The 17,993-nt window shown below is 41.0% G+C and carries 16 protein-coding genes and 6 pseudogenes; 12 read left to right on the forward strand and 10 right to left on the reverse strand.

Annotation, left to right across the window (positions count from 1 at the left end; genetic code table 11):
* Positions 1–19 precede the first annotated feature (19 nt).
* From FTT86_RS13645 to FTT86_RS13655, 3 genes and pseudogenes are all read right to left on the reverse strand, one after another.
* Entirely contained in the window at positions 20–2,176 is a 2,157-nt protein-coding gene (locus FTT86_RS13645) for a TonB-dependent siderophore receptor (protein WP_180181363.1), read from the reverse strand.
* A 306-nt stretch (positions 2,177–2,482) separates the two neighbouring features.
* A pseudogene (locus tag FTT86_RS13650) lies at positions 2,483–2,893 on the reverse strand (transposase); the annotation flags it as partial.
* Positions 2,883–3,413 (reverse strand): annotated as a pseudogene (locus tag FTT86_RS13655) (TolC family protein); the annotation flags it as partial. The pseudogenes FTT86_RS13650 and FTT86_RS13655, both read right to left, overlap by 11 nt.
* On the opposite strand from FTT86_RS13655, the pseudogene FTT86_RS13660 reads away from it, so the two are divergent.
* The 7 genes and pseudogenes from FTT86_RS13660 to bioD form a co-directional block, all read left to right on the forward strand.
* Positions 3,402–4,010: pseudogene (locus FTT86_RS13660) on the forward strand (IS982 family transposase); the annotation flags it as partial. The pseudogenes FTT86_RS13655 and FTT86_RS13660 overlap by 12 nt on opposite strands.
* Before the next feature lie 148 nt (positions 4,011–4,158).
* Entirely contained in the window at positions 4,159–5,148 is a 990-nt protein-coding gene (gene bioB, locus FTT86_RS13665) for a biotin synthase BioB (protein WP_005093784.1), read from the forward strand.
* A gap of 66 nt (positions 5,149–5,214) precedes the next feature.
* Positions 5,215–5,925, forward strand: coding sequence for a hypothetical protein (locus tag FTT86_RS13670; protein WP_005105917.1), 711 nt, complete (start codon positions 5,215–5,217; stop codon positions 5,923–5,925).
* Positions 5,926–6,013: 88 nt separating this feature from the next.
* Positions 6,014–7,294 (forward strand): adenosylmethionine--8-amino-7-oxononanoate transaminase, encoded by a 1,281-nt coding sequence (bioA, locus tag FTT86_RS13675; RefSeq protein ID WP_180181364.1) that lies wholly within the window; start codon positions 6,014–6,016, stop codon positions 7,292–7,294.
* Positions 7,291–8,460 carry an 8-amino-7-oxononanoate synthase gene (locus FTT86_RS13680; RefSeq protein ID WP_180181365.1) on the forward strand — a complete coding sequence of 390 codons (1,170 nt, stop codon included), beginning with the start codon at positions 7,291–7,293 and terminating at the stop codon, positions 8,458–8,460. The genes bioA and FTT86_RS13680 overlap by 4 nt, the downstream gene beginning before the upstream one ends.
* On the forward strand, positions 8,427–9,212 hold the full coding sequence (gene bioC, locus FTT86_RS13685) for a malonyl-ACP O-methyltransferase BioC (RefSeq protein WP_180181366.1): 786 nt from the start codon (positions 8,427–8,429) through the stop codon (positions 9,210–9,212). Before FTT86_RS13680 ends, bioC begins: the two co-directional genes overlap by 34 nt.
* Positions 9,209–9,874, forward strand: coding sequence for a dethiobiotin synthase (gene bioD / locus FTT86_RS13690; protein WP_044112456.1), 666 nt, complete (start codon positions 9,209–9,211; stop codon positions 9,872–9,874). Before bioC ends, bioD begins: the two co-directional genes overlap by 4 nt.
* A 421-nt stretch (positions 9,875–10,295) precedes the next feature.
* Here bioD and FTT86_RS13695 read toward each other — a convergent pair whose 3' ends face one another.
* Entirely contained in the window at positions 10,296–10,637 is a 342-nt protein-coding gene (locus tag FTT86_RS13695; RefSeq protein ID WP_004282152.1) for a histidine kinase dimerization/phospho-acceptor domain-containing protein, read from the reverse strand.
* A gap of 189 nt (positions 10,638–10,826) precedes the next feature.
* Positions 10,827–11,060, reverse strand: coding sequence for a hypothetical protein (locus FTT86_RS13700; RefSeq protein ID WP_257229659.1), 234 nt, complete (start codon positions 11,058–11,060; stop codon positions 10,827–10,829).
* Between the two features lie 288 nt (positions 11,061–11,348).
* Here FTT86_RS13700 and FTT86_RS16180 point away from each other — a divergent pair, with 288 nt between their 5' ends.
* From FTT86_RS16180 to lldD, 4 genes are all read left to right on the forward strand, one after another.
* Positions 11,349–11,501, forward strand: a complete 153-nt coding sequence (locus FTT86_RS16180) for a hypothetical protein (RefSeq protein ID WP_373886141.1) — start codon at positions 11,349–11,351, stop codon at positions 11,499–11,501.
* A 224-nt stretch (positions 11,502–11,725) separates the two neighbouring features.
* A complete protein-coding gene (gene lldP / locus FTT86_RS13705; RefSeq protein ID WP_180181368.1) occupies positions 11,726–13,390 on the forward strand; it encodes an L-lactate permease in 1,665 nt (554 codons plus the stop codon).
* A gap of 17 nt (positions 13,391–13,407) precedes the next feature.
* Positions 13,408–14,151 carry a transcriptional regulator LldR gene (gene lldR / locus FTT86_RS13710; protein ID WP_004282146.1) on the forward strand — a complete coding sequence of 248 codons (744 nt, stop codon included), beginning with the start codon at positions 13,408–13,410 and terminating at the stop codon, positions 14,149–14,151.
* Positions 14,152–14,154: 3 nt separating this feature from the next.
* On the forward strand, positions 14,155–15,300 hold the full coding sequence (gene lldD / locus FTT86_RS13715; protein WP_180181369.1) for an FMN-dependent L-lactate dehydrogenase LldD: 1,146 nt from the start codon (positions 14,155–14,157) through the stop codon (positions 15,298–15,300).
* Positions 15,301–15,651: 351 nt separating this feature from the next.
* On the opposite strand, the pseudogene FTT86_RS13720 reads toward lldD, so the two are convergent.
* The 3 genes and pseudogenes from FTT86_RS13720 to FTT86_RS13730 all read right to left on the reverse strand — a co-directional run bounded on the left by FTT86_RS13720 (position 15,652) and on the right by FTT86_RS13730 (position 16,561).
* Positions 15,652–15,888 (reverse strand): annotated as a pseudogene (locus FTT86_RS13720) (VF530 family DNA-binding protein).
* Positions 15,889–16,005: 117 nt separating this feature from the next.
* Positions 16,006–16,197, reverse strand: a pseudogene (locus FTT86_RS13725) (type II toxin-antitoxin system HipA family toxin); the annotation flags it as partial.
* Positions 16,198–16,258: 61 nt separating this feature from the next.
* Positions 16,259–16,561, reverse strand: a complete 303-nt coding sequence (locus tag FTT86_RS13730; protein WP_104489548.1) for a helix-turn-helix transcriptional regulator — start codon at positions 16,559–16,561, stop codon at positions 16,259–16,261.
* A gap of 173 nt (positions 16,562–16,734) precedes the next feature.
* On the opposite strand from FTT86_RS13730, the pseudogene FTT86_RS16300 reads away from it, so the two are divergent.
* Positions 16,735–16,872 (forward strand): annotated as a pseudogene (locus FTT86_RS16300) (hypothetical protein); the annotation flags it as partial.
* A 4-nt stretch (positions 16,873–16,876) separates the two neighbouring features.
* On the opposite strand, the gene FTT86_RS13735 reads toward FTT86_RS16300, so the two are convergent.
* Complete coding sequence (locus tag FTT86_RS13735; protein ID WP_180181370.1) at positions 16,877–17,137, reverse strand: helix-turn-helix transcriptional regulator; 261 nt, start codon at positions 17,135–17,137, stop codon at positions 16,877–16,879.
* A gap of 282 nt (positions 17,138–17,419) precedes the next feature.
* A complete protein-coding gene (locus tag FTT86_RS13740) occupies positions 17,420–17,788 on the reverse strand; it encodes an MbcA/ParS/Xre antitoxin family protein (protein ID WP_151766596.1) in 369 nt (122 codons plus the stop codon).
* Between the last annotated feature and the right edge of the window lie 205 nt (positions 17,789–17,993).

A 17,993-nucleotide genomic window follows, 5' to 3' on the forward strand; every position in this document is an offset into this window, starting at 1 on the left:
TCAAGGCTCAGCTTAAAAATTAATATTTAAATTTCACAGCAACGCTGTAATTCGCTGGTGCACCATAAAAACCTTGCTGATTGGGGAAATTGAATAGGTATTTTTCATTGGTCAGGTTATTACCATTGGCTTGAAAGGTCATATGCTTATTCAACTCATAGCTGGCCATTAAGTTCACGAGCGCATAGGCATCCTGTTCAATGACTCCAGCTTTCTGGGTAATCACTCCATTGGTGGTTGCTTCAGGCACATCCAGATAGGTTTGATCCTGCCACTGCACACCAAGGCCCAGTTTCAGTTTTGGAAGTTGTGGCACCTGATAGGTGGTTAAAAGATTAAAAGACTGGGTTGGATTGAAGGTACGCGCATCACCGCCATTGATCAGATCTTTCAGGCTAAACTGGGTATAACCAAAGCTTAAGTTAAAATGGTCGGTCAGTTGTCCCGCCAAGCCAAACTCGTAGCCTTGGGAACGCAGGTCACTGACCTGAGTTGTGCGTAAAGTCGGGATACCATCAGAATCACGAAGCGGATAATTACTTTGCTCCGTTCTGAACACAGCCATGGTGGCGGTAAGCTTGTCATCTAGCCAAGAACCTTTGACTCCGACTTCATAGCTTTCACCTTCGATCGGTTTGTTAATGCTGCCATCATCTGCTTTGGTGGTTTGCGGACGGAAAATCGAGGTATAACTCAGGTAACCTGTATATTCAGGGCTAAAGTTATAGGTCAGACCGGCATAGGGTAAAACTTTATCTTCATCATAAATGGTGTCGGTCCCATAACTGCTACCACTGCTTTCAGCCTGAACGTAGTTCGCACCTAAAAGCAGTTTCAGATCATCATTCAGATGCAGTCGGGTCGCAGCATAAAGGCTCTGGTTCTTCTGCCGGATATGCATTTCACCACTGGTTTTCGACATATCCCAGCTTGGTTCTTCGGGTGTAAAGCTGGCTAAATCTGTGGTCAGTGGATTGACAAAGCTGCCAGCATAACCCAATTCATCCAGACGATTTTTGGCCCAGACATAGCCCAATGAGGCTTCATGGCGTTGTCCCCAAAGCGGATAGGTGCCGCTAAAACTCAGGCTGGCTTGTTGTTCTTTATTGTCATCAATATACATGCCTGGGTAGAGGAAGATGCCTGAAGTGCCATTTGCGCCAGGTTTGCCGGACAGAAACAAGAGCTTTGAATCGCGTTGTGTACGTTTTTCATCATAGGTCAGTTTGGCTGTCCAGTCGCCACCCAGTTTTTGTTCAAGCTCGGCAAAGTAACTTTTAATATTGCTATCCCAGTGGGCCCAGCTTGGACTGTAATTATAATTCCGTGAGTAACTGAGCTGCTCGCCTTCAGTATTGATCAGTGGATTAGAACCCCAATTGACACCATTCGGCTTGTGATTGGTTTCGGTATAGCCAGCAGTCAATAGAGTTGTGTCAGTAATATCTGCCTCCACAACAGCACCTATGCCGTTTTTTTCCAGTTCATAACGATCCAGATAACTGTCGCCTGTTTGTTGATAGCCAAATACACGACCTCTGACTTTTCCATCTTGGGTGAGAGGAGAGGATACATCTACTTCATAGCGCTGCGTATTCCATGAGCCATAACTGGCATTAAAGGCTGTTTGAAGGTCGGATGTCGGGCGTTTGCGAATCATATTAATAGTTGCGCCGGGATCGCCAATTCCATTATTTAAGGCATTCGCGCCTTTCACCACTTCGATACGGTCAAACAAAAAACTGTCTGGATTATCATTATTATAATTATAGCCTTCGAGTGGAATACCAACGCCATCGACTAAAACATTTGAAATCTCGAAACCTCGGGCAAGGTAGGAGGTCCGTTCCGTTTCCTGATTGCTGACGATAATGCCAGGGGTATTGCGCAGTACGTCCCGGGTATTATCCAAGGCAAAGTCATCCAGTTGCTGGCTGGTAAGGACATTGACTGTTTGCGGCGTTTCCTTGAGTGGAATATTCAGTTTTGAGGCGGTTGACGAGTTTTGGATGATATAGGCTTTACTCTGTTCAGAGCTGAGCTCACTCTGTTCTGATTCCGCTGTAACGGTAATCGTCGGTAATTGCTGAGTATCATCGGCAAAACTTTGTTGTGTAACTAAAATCGAAAAACTGAGTAAAGATAGTTTAAATGATGAAGGAACGGTAGAAGACATTTTAGTTAATGTAAATGATAATAATTATCACTAATATTATTGTTTAATATCTCTTAAAGCAATCTCAATATAATAGGAAATCCAAATGAAAAATGAGTTAATGATAGGTAAATCTACAAATAAAAGTTTAATGTAAGAAGTAGGGAACAATAAAATATCACTGTTAAAAAAAGATGTTATTACCTTACTTTTGTGCTCCTGAACCAATTTGTTTATATACTGCACTATAAATTTTCAAATCCTCAATCTGGAGTGACTTTGTTGCATAAAGGCTTCAGAGATAGATCTTTTCTAAGTTACTCGAATTCAAGTGACAACTTGGGTATGAGGTCGACCTAATTCCGTTAATTTATCGCCTAATAATTTAATGCAATACATTTTGGTTTTGACCAAACTTCGCCGATGATAGCCTGACCATTTTTTCCATAGTGTCCTGCCTAAACGTTTAACTGTTCGAAGTAATTCATTTCGCTCTTGCGAATGAACTTTTGTAGTTTTCTAAGGCTTTGCATTTTTTCTGGAGGGAACTACCGCATATGCTTACCGGTCTGCAATGACTTGACGGCATTGCTTGGTGTTATAAGCCTCGTCTGTATAAACTGAATCAATCTGTTCATCCAACGGAATTTGATCAAGTAACTCCCCAAGGATTCGTGAATCACTCACATTATTCGTTGTGAGCTGAACTGCTCGTATTTGAAGAGTTTTAGCATCTATAGTGGGTATTGGTATGTTGAATGTAGTTCGGAAATTCTGTAATCGAGCCATGGCTTTGTAATAGGGTGGCCAGTGACATCACATATTTGTAGGCATTCAAGGCAGTTTCAGCTCGTAGTCCGCTCAGCATATTTTGTGCATCGATGAGCTGTGTGGCGGTGCCCATATCTTCTTTAAAAGACAATTCTTGGATGCGTAAATTTTCCTGTGCGGCTTTCAAGTTTTGTGCCAGAAGTGCATCACTTTGCTGTGCACTGAGTGCTTCGCTATAAGATTTATAAATCAGATTTTCAATTTCTTGCTGGGTGCGTGCAGTGAGTAATTCTGTAGCAAAGCGTTTGAGTTCGGCAGCCTGAATATTCTTGTTTTTATCGATCCCGGAAAACAGGTTACAGCGTGCGGCAACTCCGACAATCCAGTTTTCATTTTGATCCAGACTATATTCGCCAGAAGCAAAAACATTCGGTTTTTTTGCCGCTTGCTGGGCTTTCACATTGGCTTGAGCCAATTGGGTATGCATGAATTAGCTCTACATGCTTTACATGTGGCACTGATGAAAGGCCAAGGTACACAATATTTATGGATTGATTCAACAACTCTGCCAATTTGTAAAAATCAACGTATTTAGCGTCATAAATCATTAATCCAAATTGCATCACATGGTAGAAGCTCAATGGGCTGGTTTTATGGCTGTAAATTACGTATTGCGATGAATCAATTTGGTGAAATTGCCTGTTCTGCTTTATCGAATGGACATGTTGCTAATATAAAAATGGTTGAGCAATTGGTTGCTGGTATAGAAGCAAAACTTTACGGGGATCGAGGTTACATCAGCCAAGAATTAAAAATTAGATTGAAAGATCAAGGTATTGATTTAATTACTTATCATCGGAAGAATATGCAGGCTATTCAACTCTGTGCATCAGATAAATATCACTTAAGACAACGTAATAAAATAGAAATATTATTCGGCTTATTGAAGGGGCAATACAATTTAGTGACGAGTAAAGCACGTAGTCTTCATGGATTTCTGCGTGGAATTTACGCCTCACTATGTGGATATCAATTAACCCATCGAAATAAGCCAACAATTCAAATTAAGGACTCATCGGCTTAAGCAGGATTCGGGTTAAATAAGCTTTCAAAAATAGCTTGACACACTAAAGCTATTTTAAGCAGGCAATGAATATGAAAGAAAACGCTAAAGAAAAATAAAAAAAACAGCGTATGATTTACTCAATGGAATTTTAGATGATGCAGACAAGATGATCCGTAATGATTGGTCACGTGCCGAAATACAAGAAATTTATGACTTGCCTTTAATGGATTTACTGTTTCAGGCACAGCAAATTCATCGCCAAAACTTTGAACCGAATACTGTTCAGGTCAGTACTCTGCTTTCAATTAAAACGGGCCGTTGTCCGGAAGATTGTAAATACTGTTCGCAATCTGCACATTACGATACTGATCTGGAAATTGAAAAACGCGTAGAAGTACAAAAGGCGATTGCTGAAGCCAAACAGGCCAAAGCTTCCGGTTCGACCCGTTTCTGCATGGGCGCAGCATGGCGTAATCCGCATGAACGCGATATGCCGTATGTGCTGGAACTGGTGCAGGAAGTCAAGAAACTGGGCATGGAAACCTGTATGACTCTAGGGATGCTGAATGCCTCACAAGCGGAACGTCTGAAAGATGCAGGGCTAGATTATTATAACCACAACCTTGATACCTCACGTGAATATTATGCCAATGTCATCAGTACACGTAGCTTTGATGACCGCTTAAATACGCTTGATCATGTACGTGATGCCGGAATTAATGTCTGTAGTGGCGGTATTGTCGGCTTGGGCGAAGGCGTACAAGACCGAGTCGGTTTGTTATTTGAACTAGCGACTATGCCGATTCACCCGGGTTCGGTGCCCATAAATATGCTGGTTCCTATTGAAGGCACACCACTGGCCGATGTTGAAAAACTGGATGTGATTGACTGGATTCGTACTATTGCGGTAGCACGGATTATTATGCCGAAGAGTTATATCCGCTTGTCGGCAGGTCGTGAATCTCTCTCTGACTCTGATCAGGCACTGGCATTTATGGCTGGAGCTAACTCATTATTTTCAGGTGATAAATTGCTTACTGCCCCGAACAGTGGTGAAGGTAAAGACAAAGCCTTGTTTGCTAAATTAGGCTTAAAAGCTGAAGCTGCCAAGAAAACAGCTAAAGAATTGGCTGTAGATGCGATGCAACCTGCTTAATTAATCGTGTAACAAACAGGGATCATTTCAACTTGAATTGGTCCCTTTTTTATTGGAACAGACAAAATGAAGATACTGATGATTACGGGTTGGGGGCTAGGAACAGCGGTCTTAACCCCGTTTGTAGAACAGTTGCGGCAGCAGCATCAAGTTAAAGTATGGGATATTTTCGATCCTAACGTAGAAAGTCTTTTGGCCGAAAAAGTCAGGCAGGCGAGTTCGTTTGATGTCTTGATGGGGTGGTCTTTGGGTGGACAGTTGGCACTTTTGCTGGCTAATGAAATCCAGCAACAATTGAAAATTGCCAAACCAGTGATTTGCTGTATGTCAAATCCCTGTTTCGTGGCCAACGAAGCATGGCCACATGCAATGCCAGTTGAACAATATACACAATTTAAATCCTCCATACTGGCTGATCCAAAACGCGGGATGCAGCGCTTCTGTACCTTGGTCACTTTAGCTGGCGCAGCAGCGCGTGAACGTGCAAAATTATTGCACCAACAGTTAAATAGTATTGATTTAAACTATCAGGTTAAGCATCTTTATCTATTGCAGCAATTAAATCTAGTGGATATCTTAAAAAATCATTCAGTCAAGATGCTATTTATATTTTCCGAGAATGATATGTTGGTTCCTTACAAAGTTAGTCAAGAATCTGTGTTTTTAACAACCCAAAATCTGAATTTGGTAAAAATACAGGGCACGCACGATGCCATCCTTTTTGATGCCAAGTTACTCGTTGAGCCAATTTTAAAATTTTTAGCCGATCTGGCTTAAGCAAAAAGAGATTGGTAGCTCTTGACGTTTCATTTTCAGATTTAACGCGCTAAGATCAGTTTTAGTTTTAATAATTGGGGTAAATTCTGTGCAGGACGCTTTTGATCAACAGCATATTTGGCATCCTTATACCTCCATGACACAACCCTTGCCATGTTACAAAGTTAAAGCTGCAAATGGTGCAGTCATTGAACTTGAAGATGGTACCGAGCTGATTGATGGCATGTCGTCCTGGTGGTGCACAATTCACGGTTATAATCATTCTGAACTCAATCAGGCCGTAACAAAACAATTAGAGTCGATGTCACATATCATGTTTGGTGGTTTGACTCATCAGCCTGCGATTGATGTGTCTAAACTGCTACTCGAGATCACGGCGCCTGCACTGGATAAAATTTTCTTTGCTGATTCCGGCTCGGTCGCGGTTGAAGTAGCGTTGAAAATGGCTGTGCAATATTGGCATGCGCGTCAGCAACCGCAAAAAACTAACTTTGTTACCACACGCTCTGGCTATCATGGCGACACCTGGAATGCCATGTCGGTTTGTGATCCTGTAACTGGTATGCATCAAATTTTTGGTTCGAGTTTGCCGAACCGTTTATTTGTTCCGGCACCTCAAAGCCGTTTTGATGGGGCATGGCAACCAGAAGATATACAGCCACTTGAGCGCCTGCTGGTACAGCAGCATCAACAGATTGCTGCCATGATCATTGAGCCGATTGTGCAAGGTGCAGGCGGGATGCGTTTCTATCATCCAGAATATTTAAAGCAAGCTAAGTTGTTGTGTGAAAAGTACGATGTACTGCTGATTTTAGATGAAATTGCCACCGGTTTTGGCCGCACTGGAAAACTATTTGCTTATGAACACGCTCAGGTCACACCAGACATTATGTGTATCGGTAAGGCATTGACTGGTGGTTATATGACCTTGTCAGCGACCTTAACCACTCGCCATGTAGCAGAGACGATTTCAAGTGGTGAAGCGGGTGTGTTCATGCATGGCCCAACTTTTATGGCTAATCCGTTGGCCTGTGCGGTCGCATTAAAAAGTACCCAGCTGTTACTGGCTCAAGACTGGCAGACGCGTATTCAACAGATTGAAAGTACACTAGAACAATATTTACTGGATTTAAAATCCTTGGCACAAGTCAAAGATGTGCGTGTCCTTGGCGCAATTGGCGTAGTTGAGCTACATCAAACTATTGATTTGGCGCATTTTCAGGCTGAATGTGTATGCCGTGGCGTCTGGATTCGTCCTTTTGGTCGTCTGGTCTATGTCATGCCGCCATATGTAATTTCAACACAGCAACTTGAAACTTTATTAAAGCATATGCGGGAGATGATTCAGCAGATAGAGGCAGTAGCATGAACCATCTTGAGCATTTCCAGCAGCAGCTAGATGACTTGAAACAGCAAGGGCAATATCGCCAGTTTAAGTCCAATATTTCTAGCCAGCCACGATTGCAACTCAATGGCCAAGAGATGCTGAATCTGGCATCCAATGACTATTTAGGTCTGGCATCCAACTTAACGCTACGTGAAGAATTTTTTGACCTCACGCCGATGTCTGAGCGATATATGAGTTCAAGCTCTTCACGTTTACTGACAGGAAACTTTCCCAATTTTGAACAACTTGAAGCACAGATGTCACAGGCTTTTGGACGTTCAGTACTGCTGTTTAATAGTGGTTATCACATGAATATCGGGATTCTTCCTGCGCTCAGTAATGCTAAAACCATGATCATTGCTGACAAACTGGTACATGCCAGTATTATCGACGGGATTCGTTTATCTAAAGCTGGCTATGTGCGTTACCGCCATAATGACCTGCAGCATTTGACTCAGTTTTTAGAAAAATATCAGTCAGATGAATCTATCCAGCGCATTATTGTGGTAACTGAATCAATTTTCAGTATGGATGGGGATGAAACAGATTTAACTGCTTTGGTGGCATTAAAACAGCAGTTTGCAAAAGTCATGCTTTATGTCGATGAGGCACATGCAATTGGTGTGCGCGGTGAACGTGGATTGGGCTGCGCAGAACAGTATCAAGTATTGGATCAAATTGATTTCCTAGTCGGTACCTTTGGCAAGGCTTTGGCTTCAGTTGGTGGTTATCTGGTCTGTGCGCCAGTGATTCGTGACTATCTGATCAATAGCATGCGACCTTTAATTTTTAGTACCGCCCAGCCGCCACTATGTATGGCCTGGACTAGATTTATTTTTCAGAAGGTAGAGCAGCTTCAGGCAGAACGAGTACATTTGGCAGCATTGGCTGTACGCTGTCAGCAGGGCATTCAAGACTTGGGATATCACTGTCCGTCAACCTCGCAAATTGTGCCGGTACTGATTGGTGAGGCAAAACGCACCATTCAGGCGACTGAAATTATGCAACAGCAGGGGTTTTATGTGCTGCCAGTACGTCCGCCAACGGTTCCTGCCAACACCTCCAGACTCAGAATTTCCCTGAACCAGAACATTTCTGCGGATGAGCTGGACGCATGTCTGCAGGTGCTGAGGAATTTACCGCGATGAACAGCAAACAGATTGCCCAGCGTTTTGCTCAGGCAAATCTCAGTTATGAACAGCATGCGCTGGTACAAAGTACCGTAGCTGCAGAGTTGATGCATTTCATGCAGCAGCATGTGGCACAACCACATTTGCAACGGGTATTGGAAATTGGCTGCGGTTCAGGATTGTTTACCCGGCTTTTTATGCAGCATTATAGCTTTGATCATTTATTTTTAAATGACCTATATGTCGAAGTGAAGCAGCACTTCCCGGAATCTAATCGGCTTTTGTGGGAGATTGGTAATATTGAAACCTTGCCACTGCCTCAGTCTCTGGACATGGTGTTGTCTTGTTCTGCATTGCAATGGATCTCGGATTTAAAAGCATTATTGCTCAACATTGCGCAGGCCTTAAATCCCTCTGGGCATCTGTGTTTTGCCAGTTATACTGACAATAATTTAAAGGAAATTAAGGCACTGACCGGACAGGGCTTGGATTATCTGCCTTTAGCAAAGGTCTGTGAACTGCTCCAATCCTTAGGCTTTGACATTCTGCTGCAGATAGAAAAACAGATGACCTTATATTTTGAGCATCCGAAACAGGTGTTACAGCATATCAAAGCCACTGGTGTGCAGGCGACGGCACAGGGGTTTCGGTGGACAAAATCGTCATTACAGGATTTTTATACCCGCTATCAACAATTCCAAGATCCTAAAAGCAAACAGTATGTACTTACTTATCATCCGATTTATGTCATTGCACGGAAGACAGCATGAGCGCACAGATTTATTTTGTCAGCGGCATTGATACCGCAATTGGTAAAACCTTTACTACTGGTTTCTTGGCCAAAATTTGGAATGAGCAGGGTATTCGTACTATAACCCAAAAGCTGATCCAGACCGGAAATGTCGATATATCAGAAGATATCGAACAGCATCGTGCAATTATGGGTTGTGGACTGTTACCGGAAGACCAGCAAAAACTGACCATGCCGGAAATTTTTACGTATCCGGCTTCACCGCATCTTGCTGCGCGTCTAGATGGGCGAGCCATTAATTTTGAACAGATTCAGCAGGCCACCGAACAGCTGGCTGCGGGCTATGACTGTATTTTGCTGGAAGGTGCAGGTGGTCTAATGGTGCCCTTAACCGAAGAGTTCCTAACTATTGATTATATTCAGACACATAATTATCCGGTGATTCTGGTCACTTCAGGGCGTTTGGGTAGTATTAATCATACCTTGCTGAGTCTTGAGTTGTTAAAACTCCGCGGGGTTCAATTATATGCCATTGCTTTTAATCATGCAGATAACTCCAAAGATCCCTTGATCGCTGAAGATACCATTGCTTATTTAAAACAGTATTTGCAGCGTGATTTTGCTGATACGACATGGGTTGATATTCCAGCTTTAAATTTAGCCCTGTCTTCTCATAAGTAAGTGATCCGCTTGCAGCGAGGCTGATGTGAATGCTTAAATATTGAGGTTGCGCCACTGTAAATTGAATCTGATAGCCATATTTGTTTAACACCATTTTCATCAAATATAAGTCTAGCCCATGCCCATTTTGCTAGGGAGATTTATGTCAGAAACGCTGTCCCAAGTATGCATATCTTCAACCTTTGATTATCATTATGAATGATCAGCACACATGCAGCATAGCAATTGAAATGGTGTTTGCCTGTGCATGCAATAGAGCATTGTTAAGTAGGTTTTTAAAGACGGTATCTAGTTCAAAATCGGGTAGGGCAATTCGGGTCAGGCTCGGTCAGTCAATTGTTAAACTGGGTTCAATTTCCGGATAAAGCGACTGTAAATCGGCAATCACCTGAGTCAGGAGCCGTGCAATTTCAATACTGTACTAGATATCACTCAGTACTTGATCGGTAGAGGAAAGTGCTAGAAGCTGTTCCAGTAGCTGGGTACATCGGCGGATACCAAGGTGTACCTGCTGCAAGCTCTGTTGCAATTTGGGCGAGCTTGCCTGTTGTTCTGCCATCAGTTGTGCAAGCTGAATATGAGTTTTGATCGCGGTTAAAGGACTACGCAATTCATGGGCGGCGTATGAACTAAATACTTTTTCATTTTCCGGATTTTGATGCAGTTTATGTATTAAGTGCTTAGAGTTTTGGGCAAAGGACTGTACCTTGGAAGGCATTACTTTGGCATCTAAGGTTTTTAAATAGTGAGTAGCATCATTCACTGATAAATTTGGCTGACTTAAAAGGTTGAAACTTCATCTAAGGCTTTAAGCTCTCGACGAATAATCAAAACGATTAAGTCTATACATAGCAATAAAGACAAAATTATTGGTATTAATACCGATTATAAAATCTTTTTGAGCAATTATCCACGTAGGAACATCCGCTCTGCTACCACCACTTGAATATCCTCACGACGTAACACATAACTGAGCCTCACCTTGTTGCTTTGTACTAGAGCCAACTACTTGGTGGCTTAAATCTTTCGGTGCACCTCGGGTTTTTGCTACCACATGCTGAACGACACTGACGTCAGAGCCAAATAAAGACACTTTATAGGCAATCAACTGCTCTTGATTGGTGGAATGAAGTTGTTGGGCTAGTACATTTTCATCCAAGTTTTGCATCGGCAGTTGTTGAGTCAATCGAGCGACCATTGGATGGCTGAATCAAACCAAATTGATATATTTCCTTGACTGAGCAAGGCTTTATTGTAGGTAGATCAACTGGTTGTACGATAGATCTTGGGTGCAGACCTCTTCATTTAGAAATTATATTCCCCAAGAAGCTTTCAGTGGTAGGTTTGTGCAACAAAGCCTCTTGCAAATAAAGGCTATCAAGGGATTTATACATTGTATCCAAATAGTTTATGGCCATTAAAAGCAAAAAAGCACTAAAAACCAGATCTCGAGCTAAAACTTTATAACCAAGAAATCAATAAAAGAAGAATTGGGATTGAACAGGTATTTGGAACTTTGAAAACCTTCAAAATCCTTGCCGAGCGATATCGCAACCCTGGCAAAAGACTAGGATTAAGATTTAATTTAATTGTGGGAATCCATAATTTTGAGCTGAGTAAAAAGTGAATTATGAAAGAAATCTAATATATAAAATTTTAAGAGATTATAAAAATTGGTCATACCAAAAAATAAATTAAATCTTTTATATTGTGTTTTTGGGCTAATATTACTAATATCGCCAATACAAAATGCACATTTTATCTCTTAAACACTAAATTGGTCATACCAATTTAGTGTTTAAGTACAATAAACTGTTCAATCTAGTAGTTAAGCATTTCAAGGAGTAGACAATGCTTCAACAGTGGCAACAAATTTATGATCCTATAGGCAATATCTGGATTTCGAGTGCTATTGCGCTAGTTCCAATTATTTTCTTTTTTTTAGCGTTAGCTATTTTTCGCATGAAGGGTAGTGTAGCCGCTACAATTACCGTTTTTTTAGCCTTTCTGGTCTCATTATTTTTATACAAAATGCCAATTGGAATGGCATTAGCATCAATGGTCTATGGATTCTTCTACGGCCTGTGGCCAATTGCATGGATTATTATCGGTGCAGTTTTTATATATAAGATTTCAGTAAAAACAGGACAGTTTGATGTTATTCGTTCGTCTATTCTGTCAATTACAGAAGATCAACGTCTGCAAATGCTATTAGTTGGGTTTGCTTTTGGTACGTTTTTAGAAGGTGCGGCAGGTTTTGGTGCGCCCGTCGCAATTACTGCGGCACTGTTGGTGGGACTCGGCTTTAAGCCTTTATATGCGGCTGGGCTATGCCTGATAGTTAATACTGCACCTGTTGCTTTTGGTGCAATGGGAATTCCGATCATTGTCGCTGGGCAGGTTTCAGGTGTTGACACCATGGAAATCAGTCAAATGGTTGGTCGTCAGTTACCCTTTATGGTGCCAATTGTATTGATCTGGATCATGGCAATCATGGATGGTTGGCGTGGGGTTAAAGAAACTTGGCCTGCTATTTTAGTTGCCAGCTTATCTTTTTCTTTAGCGCAATATCTAACATCAAATTTTGTTGGGCCTGAGTTACCCGATATCACTGCTGCAATTGCATCATTAATCAGTTTAACTATCTTGCTTAAGTATTGGAAACCAAAACATATTTTTATTTTTGAGGACAAAAATATACAGGTAGATGAAACTATTATCAAGCAAGCTCGTAAACAATATAGTGTGGCACAGATAGCCAAAGCCTGGTCTCCATTTCTGATACTTACAGCAATGGTGACGATCTGGAGCATCAAACCTTTTAAAGATTTATTTGTTAAGGACGGCCCATTAAGTGATTTAGTAGTTTCAATTAAAGTGCCGTATTTGCATCAATTGATTCAAAAGCTACCACCTGTCGTGCCTGAAATTAAAGATTATGATGCGATTTATAAGTTTGATTGGTTATCAGCAACGGGTACGGCGATTATATTGGCGGCATTGATCACGATTATTTATTTAAACATGAAACCTAAAGAGGCAGTTTCGACATTCTTTGAAACCGTGAATGAACTAAAAACCCCAATTTATTCGATTGGTATGGTACTGGCTTTTGCGTTCATTGCAAACTATTCAGGTCTGTCAGCGACGCTTGCTTTAGCACTGGCACATACGGGTCAGGCTTTCACGTTCTTCTCACCATTCTTGGGTTGGGTTGGAGTGTTTCTTACAGGTTCAGATACTTCAGCTAACGCATTGTTTTCAGCGTTACAAGCAACTACAGCACAGCAAATCGGTGTGCCTGAAGTCTTGTTAGTTGCTGCCAATACCAGTGGTGGAGTAACAGGTAAGATGATTTCCCCTCAATCAATCGCGATTGCTTGTGCAGCAGTGGGTTTAGTTGGTAAAGAATCTGATTTATTTAGATTTACAGTAAAACACAGCATTATCTTTACGGTGATGATTGGTATTATTGTGACCTTACAAGCTTATGTTTTCCCGTGGATGATTCCGTAAACGGGTCAAGGAAAAAAATGAAAGTCTCCGACAAAGTGGTACAGCGTTTACGCCTATTGATTGAAAAAAATAATGTGCAAGTCGGAGAGCGATTGCCTGCTGAACGCCAACTCTGTGAACAGTTAGGTGTGTCTCGTAGCTCTTTACGTGAGGCGATTCAACAACTGATTACCGCAGGGATTATTCAGAGCAAAGCGGGTGCAGGCACCTATTTAAAGCAGTTGCCTGCACATTGGTCACAGTATCAAATCGTTGAGCCATTATCCGGTTTGATGGATCAGGATCCTGAATATCGTTTTGATGTACAAGAAGCTCGTATGGTGCTTGAAGGTGGTACAGCATGGTATGCCGCACAACGTGCCACACCCAGTGATTTGATCAATATTCGTCAATGTTTTGAGCAGATTAGCCATTTTCAGGCTTTAGGTGATGATGCCCACGCAGCAATAGCGGATGCGAATTTTCATCTGGCGATTGCAGAAGCATCCCACAATCTAGTGCTGATCCAAATGATGCGTAGTTTGTTTGATTTATTGCAAGACAACGTGATGTTAGGGCGACGTAAAGTTTACACCACACCACAACATTTTGAACAATTGCATGACCAGCATTTTGAGGTGATGGACGCAATTGAACGTCAAGACTCAGAGACTGCACGTAAGGCAGCTTGTGGGCATATTGAATTTGTTGTTCAACGCGTACGTATGATCGATGAAGAAGAAGCTCGTCGTCAACGTTCGAGTCGATTAAATAGGACATAAGTTATGATTATTTCTTCTGCAAATGACTATCGTGAAGCTGCGAAACGTCGTTTACCGCCATTTTTATTTGAATACATCGATGGTGGTGCCTATGCGGAATATACTTTAAAGCGTAATGTAGACGATTTATCAAAAATCGCTTTACGTCAACGTGTGTTAAATGACATGTCTGAGCTGAGCTTAGAAACGCAATTGTTTGGTGAGAGTTTGGCGTTGCCAGTGGCATTGTCACCTGTAGGTCTAACGGGTATGTATGCGCGTCGTGGTGAAGTTCAAGCCGCGGTTGCCGCAGATAAAAAGGGCATTCCATTTACCTTATCAACAGTTTCAGTTTGTCCAATTGAAGAAGTGGCACCTGCGATTCAACGTCCGATGTGGTTTCAACTGTATGTACTACGTGACCGTGGTTTTATGAAAAATGCCTTGGAACGTGCTAAAGCCGCAGGCTGTTCTACCTTAGTATTCACAGTCGATATGCCTGTTCCAGGTGCGCGTTATCGTGATGCACATTCAGGAATGAGTGGTAAAAATGCTGCAATACGTCGTTATATGCAATCGTGTATGCACCCACACTGGGCTTGGAATGTCGGTTTATTGGGTCGTCCGCATGATTTGGGTAACATTTCGAAATATTTAGGTAAGCCGACAGGTCTGGAAGATTATATCGGTTGGCTGGGAAATAACTTTGACCCTTCAATTTCTTGGAAAGATCTTGAGTGGATTCGTGATTATTGGGAGGGTCCCATGGTTATTAAGGGGATTTTAGATCCTGAGGATGCCAAGGATGCAGTACGTTTCGGAGCAGATGGAATTGTGGTCTCCAATCACGGTGGTCGTCAGCTTGATGGTGTTTTGTCTTCTGCTCGTGCGCTTCCTTCAATTGCAAGTGCGGTCAAAGGTGACATCAAAATTTTAGCAGATTCAGGGATTCGTAACGGTCTTGATGTGGTACGTATGTTGGCTATGGGTGCAGATATTTGTATGCTTGGTCGTGCATTTGTATACGCACTTGGTGCTGCCGGCGGTTCTGGGGTAAGTAATTTACTAGATTTGATTGAGAAAGAAATGCGTGTGGCAATGACATTGACTGGTGCAAGAACCATTGCAGATATTACATCGGATTGCCTGGTCAAGCTAGAGAAAGAGTAAGCGATTTAATTACTCACATTAGTAAGGCTTTGCCAACTTTCCTTTGGAAAAAGAGATTCTTATCTAAATAATTTGGGTAAACAAAGCTTCCTTTTGAAAAAAACCAACCTTGGTAAGAGTCACCGACATAAAATACACTAAATACTATAATTGGTATTTAAATAAACTCTATATATAACAGTTATATAGAGTTTTTATTTTATGTGGTGTAATTTAAGGTAGGGTAGGATACTTTGATTTTTGGTCACTAATTTATTGTGATAATCAACAATAATAACCAGCATACATATGCTTAACCTAAAGTTATTTTACTGACTGGTATAATTTTATGATGAGAGAAGGTGCCTGGGGCTACGGTTTCTGTTTTGCCTTTTGACGTAACACGTACAAATATAAGCTTTCTACTTTTTCACGTGCCTAGGGTGTGGTACGCAAGAATCGCAATGATGATTTAACACTTGGATCTATGCAAAAACATCTAACTTCAATTTTACGACTTAAACCTTCAAAGCCACCGTAGTAATCCAATAATTCATCCAAAATGTCAGCAAGTTTTTTGCCGTGTAAAGGGTCATTGGAGGTGTTCATAATAGATCAATCGTATTTTGGGTGGTCATTATTATAACCTGGGCTAGTTGGAAAACTAGAGAGTTGGAATGTAGGTAATGATGGACTGAATAACCACCAAAATTCTGGAGCACACACCCAACCATAGGGTGATGCATCATATATATGACTTGGTAATCCCATTTGTTGTGTAGGAAAGTTTTTTCTTAATGGGTCACCTTTTAACGGAAGTAGGTAAGAGGAAAGCTCTAAACCTTTACGGATCGCTTCAGCACTGTATTCAAAGGCAATTAATAGTTGACCTGTGATTGCTGTTGAGGAGACCAGTATACCCTAAAGCCAATATTCACCCCATCCATTGTAGTAAACATTAAATTTTTCGAGCATGGATTTATTTCCTTTTGATACGTTGGCGAGCCGTATTACTCTCATAGCGAAGAATATCATCTACACTGTTTAAATGAGGTTTGAAGAGTTCCTCTAATTCTTGTAATCGGCCCAGGACCATGGCAACGCGTACTAAATTTTCAAATGAAACATTTCGACCTGCTTCTAGATTGGATACTGTATTCACACCAATACCAGCACGTGCAGCAACATCTGCCTGAGTCATTTCCAGATAAAGTCGTTCTTTACGAAGCCTCTCATATAATAATCCAACAACTTCTTCAGGTTTTCTGAATCTTAAATCCATAATATTGGGTCTTATGTTTGGATATGGCTATTAAGCCACAAAATAATGGAGTTATAAAATGTGTCGGTTGATCGGTGAAAAGGTGCTTTATTGGGTGATTAGATCCTATTAGATTAAAGAAGTCTAATTAGACATTTACAATCTAATAGCGTCTAACAACTTGCTTTAAGCTCAATCAGTTTCGCGTGGTGTCGCGAGGAACTGGGATTTGCTATCAGGTCAATCTGGAATATCTGGCACAAGTGGTCTGGAGCAACGAGGTTGATGGGCAGGGCTTTGCCTTTTCTGATACCTTATTCGGTACCGATTCACAATTTATTCATCATATTCTGAAAATATTTCTTCAATTTCATCCCACTGCGGCAATTTATGCTTTTTTTTATTCACTTCGAATCGTAAACCAACACCATCAAGCACACGTTCAAATATGTCAAATGAACCTGTAAAATGGCCATTTTCCATCCCTGAAATTGTTGTTTTATTGACTTGAGTTTTTTCTGCAAGGCTTTTCTGTGTATAGCCTAACCCTTTTCTTGCCAAACGTATTTCTTTACCTATTTCACCTCGTGTAGCCATTTTTTCTCCCGAAATTTGTTAGCTATATAGCAAACTTTTAACTAATTATGGTTAATGTTCGCTATATAGCAAACTTTTATAATGATTCTTGAATAGCTAAATTGAACTTATAAGATTCAATTTAGCCCCGAATTAGGTTAATAGAATCCATATATGTATGACAGTTCTCAATAATGAGGCAGTTGTATACCTCTTGAGAAGAGGAACTTCTTATACCTTGAATTTGAATTATTAGACAAAATTATGACTTTTAATTTTCTGTGTAATGAAGCTTTGTATTTCTTAATATTTACCCTGAAGCCGAAGTTCTTCGACTACGTTTAATACAGTAGCTAATCCCTGAGTAGTCTGAATCTGTTTTATCGGAATGCCTTTGGTTAGCTTATTTGGTGACTTCATAAAATGCTGCATCCATTTAGCCTCTCCACCTGTTAGAGCATCTAGTGATATCGCAATACGAATTAAAATAATTGCGAGTTCTCCCTGACTTGAATCGGGATCTAACTCAAGCGAATTTAAAGTTTCCACTGAATCTAAATTGAGAACGATAGCAAGCTGGCTCTGTGTCAAACCAAGTTGATTTGCAGATGATAAAACAGCTTTAGCTAATACCTTTTTTTGTTTTGCAATTTTTTCTGGTGTTTTATGCATGACTGATCTCTGTTTCAGACGTTGCTGATATCTAGAGTTTATACTATTTGATTATCGTTTCTCAGAGTTAAAATTTTTGGTGGTGTTTCAAAAAGTATGCTGAAAAAAACAATATGGCTTTTGATAAAATAGAGGTATGAAAATAACGCTACAAATCAAATGTCCTACCTGTCTAAGTAACAATATAAAGAGAAATGGCATCAAA

Origin of the sequence: Acinetobacter sp. YH01021 (assembly GCF_013420255.1) — a bacterium.
In the GTDB taxonomy this organism is placed as follows: Bacteria; Pseudomonadota; Gammaproteobacteria; order Pseudomonadales; family Moraxellaceae; genus Acinetobacter.

What these genes read in the sequence shown, in the direction of transcription:
- FTT86_RS13645 (WP_180181363.1), bottom strand. Translation starts at nt 2,176, where the DNA reads ATGTCTTCTACCGTTCCTTCATCATTTAAACTATCTTTACTCAGTTTT.
- bioB (WP_005093784.1), top strand. Translation starts at nt 4,159, where the DNA reads ATGATCCGTAATGATTGGTCACGTGCCGAAATACAAGAAATTTATGAC.
- FTT86_RS13670 (WP_005105917.1), top strand. Translation starts at nt 5,215, where the DNA reads ATGAAGATACTGATGATTACGGGTTGGGGGCTAGGAACAGCGGTCTTA.
- FTT86_RS13680 (WP_180181365.1), top strand. Translation starts at nt 7,291, where the DNA reads ATGAACCATCTTGAGCATTTCCAGCAGCAGCTAGATGACTTGAAACAG.
- bioC (WP_180181366.1), top strand. Translation starts at nt 8,427, where the DNA reads ATGTCTGCAGGTGCTGAGGAATTTACCGCGATGAACAGCAAACAGATT.
- bioD (WP_044112456.1), top strand. Translation starts at nt 9,209, where the DNA reads ATGAGCGCACAGATTTATTTTGTCAGCGGCATTGATACCGCAATTGGT.
- lldP (WP_180181368.1), top strand. Translation starts at nt 11,726, where the DNA reads ATGCTTCAACAGTGGCAACAAATTTATGATCCTATAGGCAATATCTGG.
- lldR (WP_004282146.1), top strand. Translation starts at nt 13,408, where the DNA reads ATGAAAGTCTCCGACAAAGTGGTACAGCGTTTACGCCTATTGATTGAA.
- lldD (WP_180181369.1), top strand. Translation starts at nt 14,155, where the DNA reads ATGATTATTTCTTCTGCAAATGACTATCGTGAAGCTGCGAAACGTCGT.
- FTT86_RS13730 (WP_104489548.1), bottom strand. Translation starts at nt 16,561, where the DNA reads ATGGATTTAAGATTCAGAAAACCTGAAGAAGTTGTTGGATTATTATAT.
- FTT86_RS13735 (WP_180181370.1), bottom strand. Translation starts at nt 17,137, where the DNA reads ATGGCTACACGAGGTGAAATAGGTAAAGAAATACGTTTGGCAAGAAAA.
- FTT86_RS13740 (WP_151766596.1), bottom strand. Translation starts at nt 17,788, where the DNA reads ATGCATAAAACACCAGAAAAAATTGCAAAACAAAAAAAGGTATTAGCT.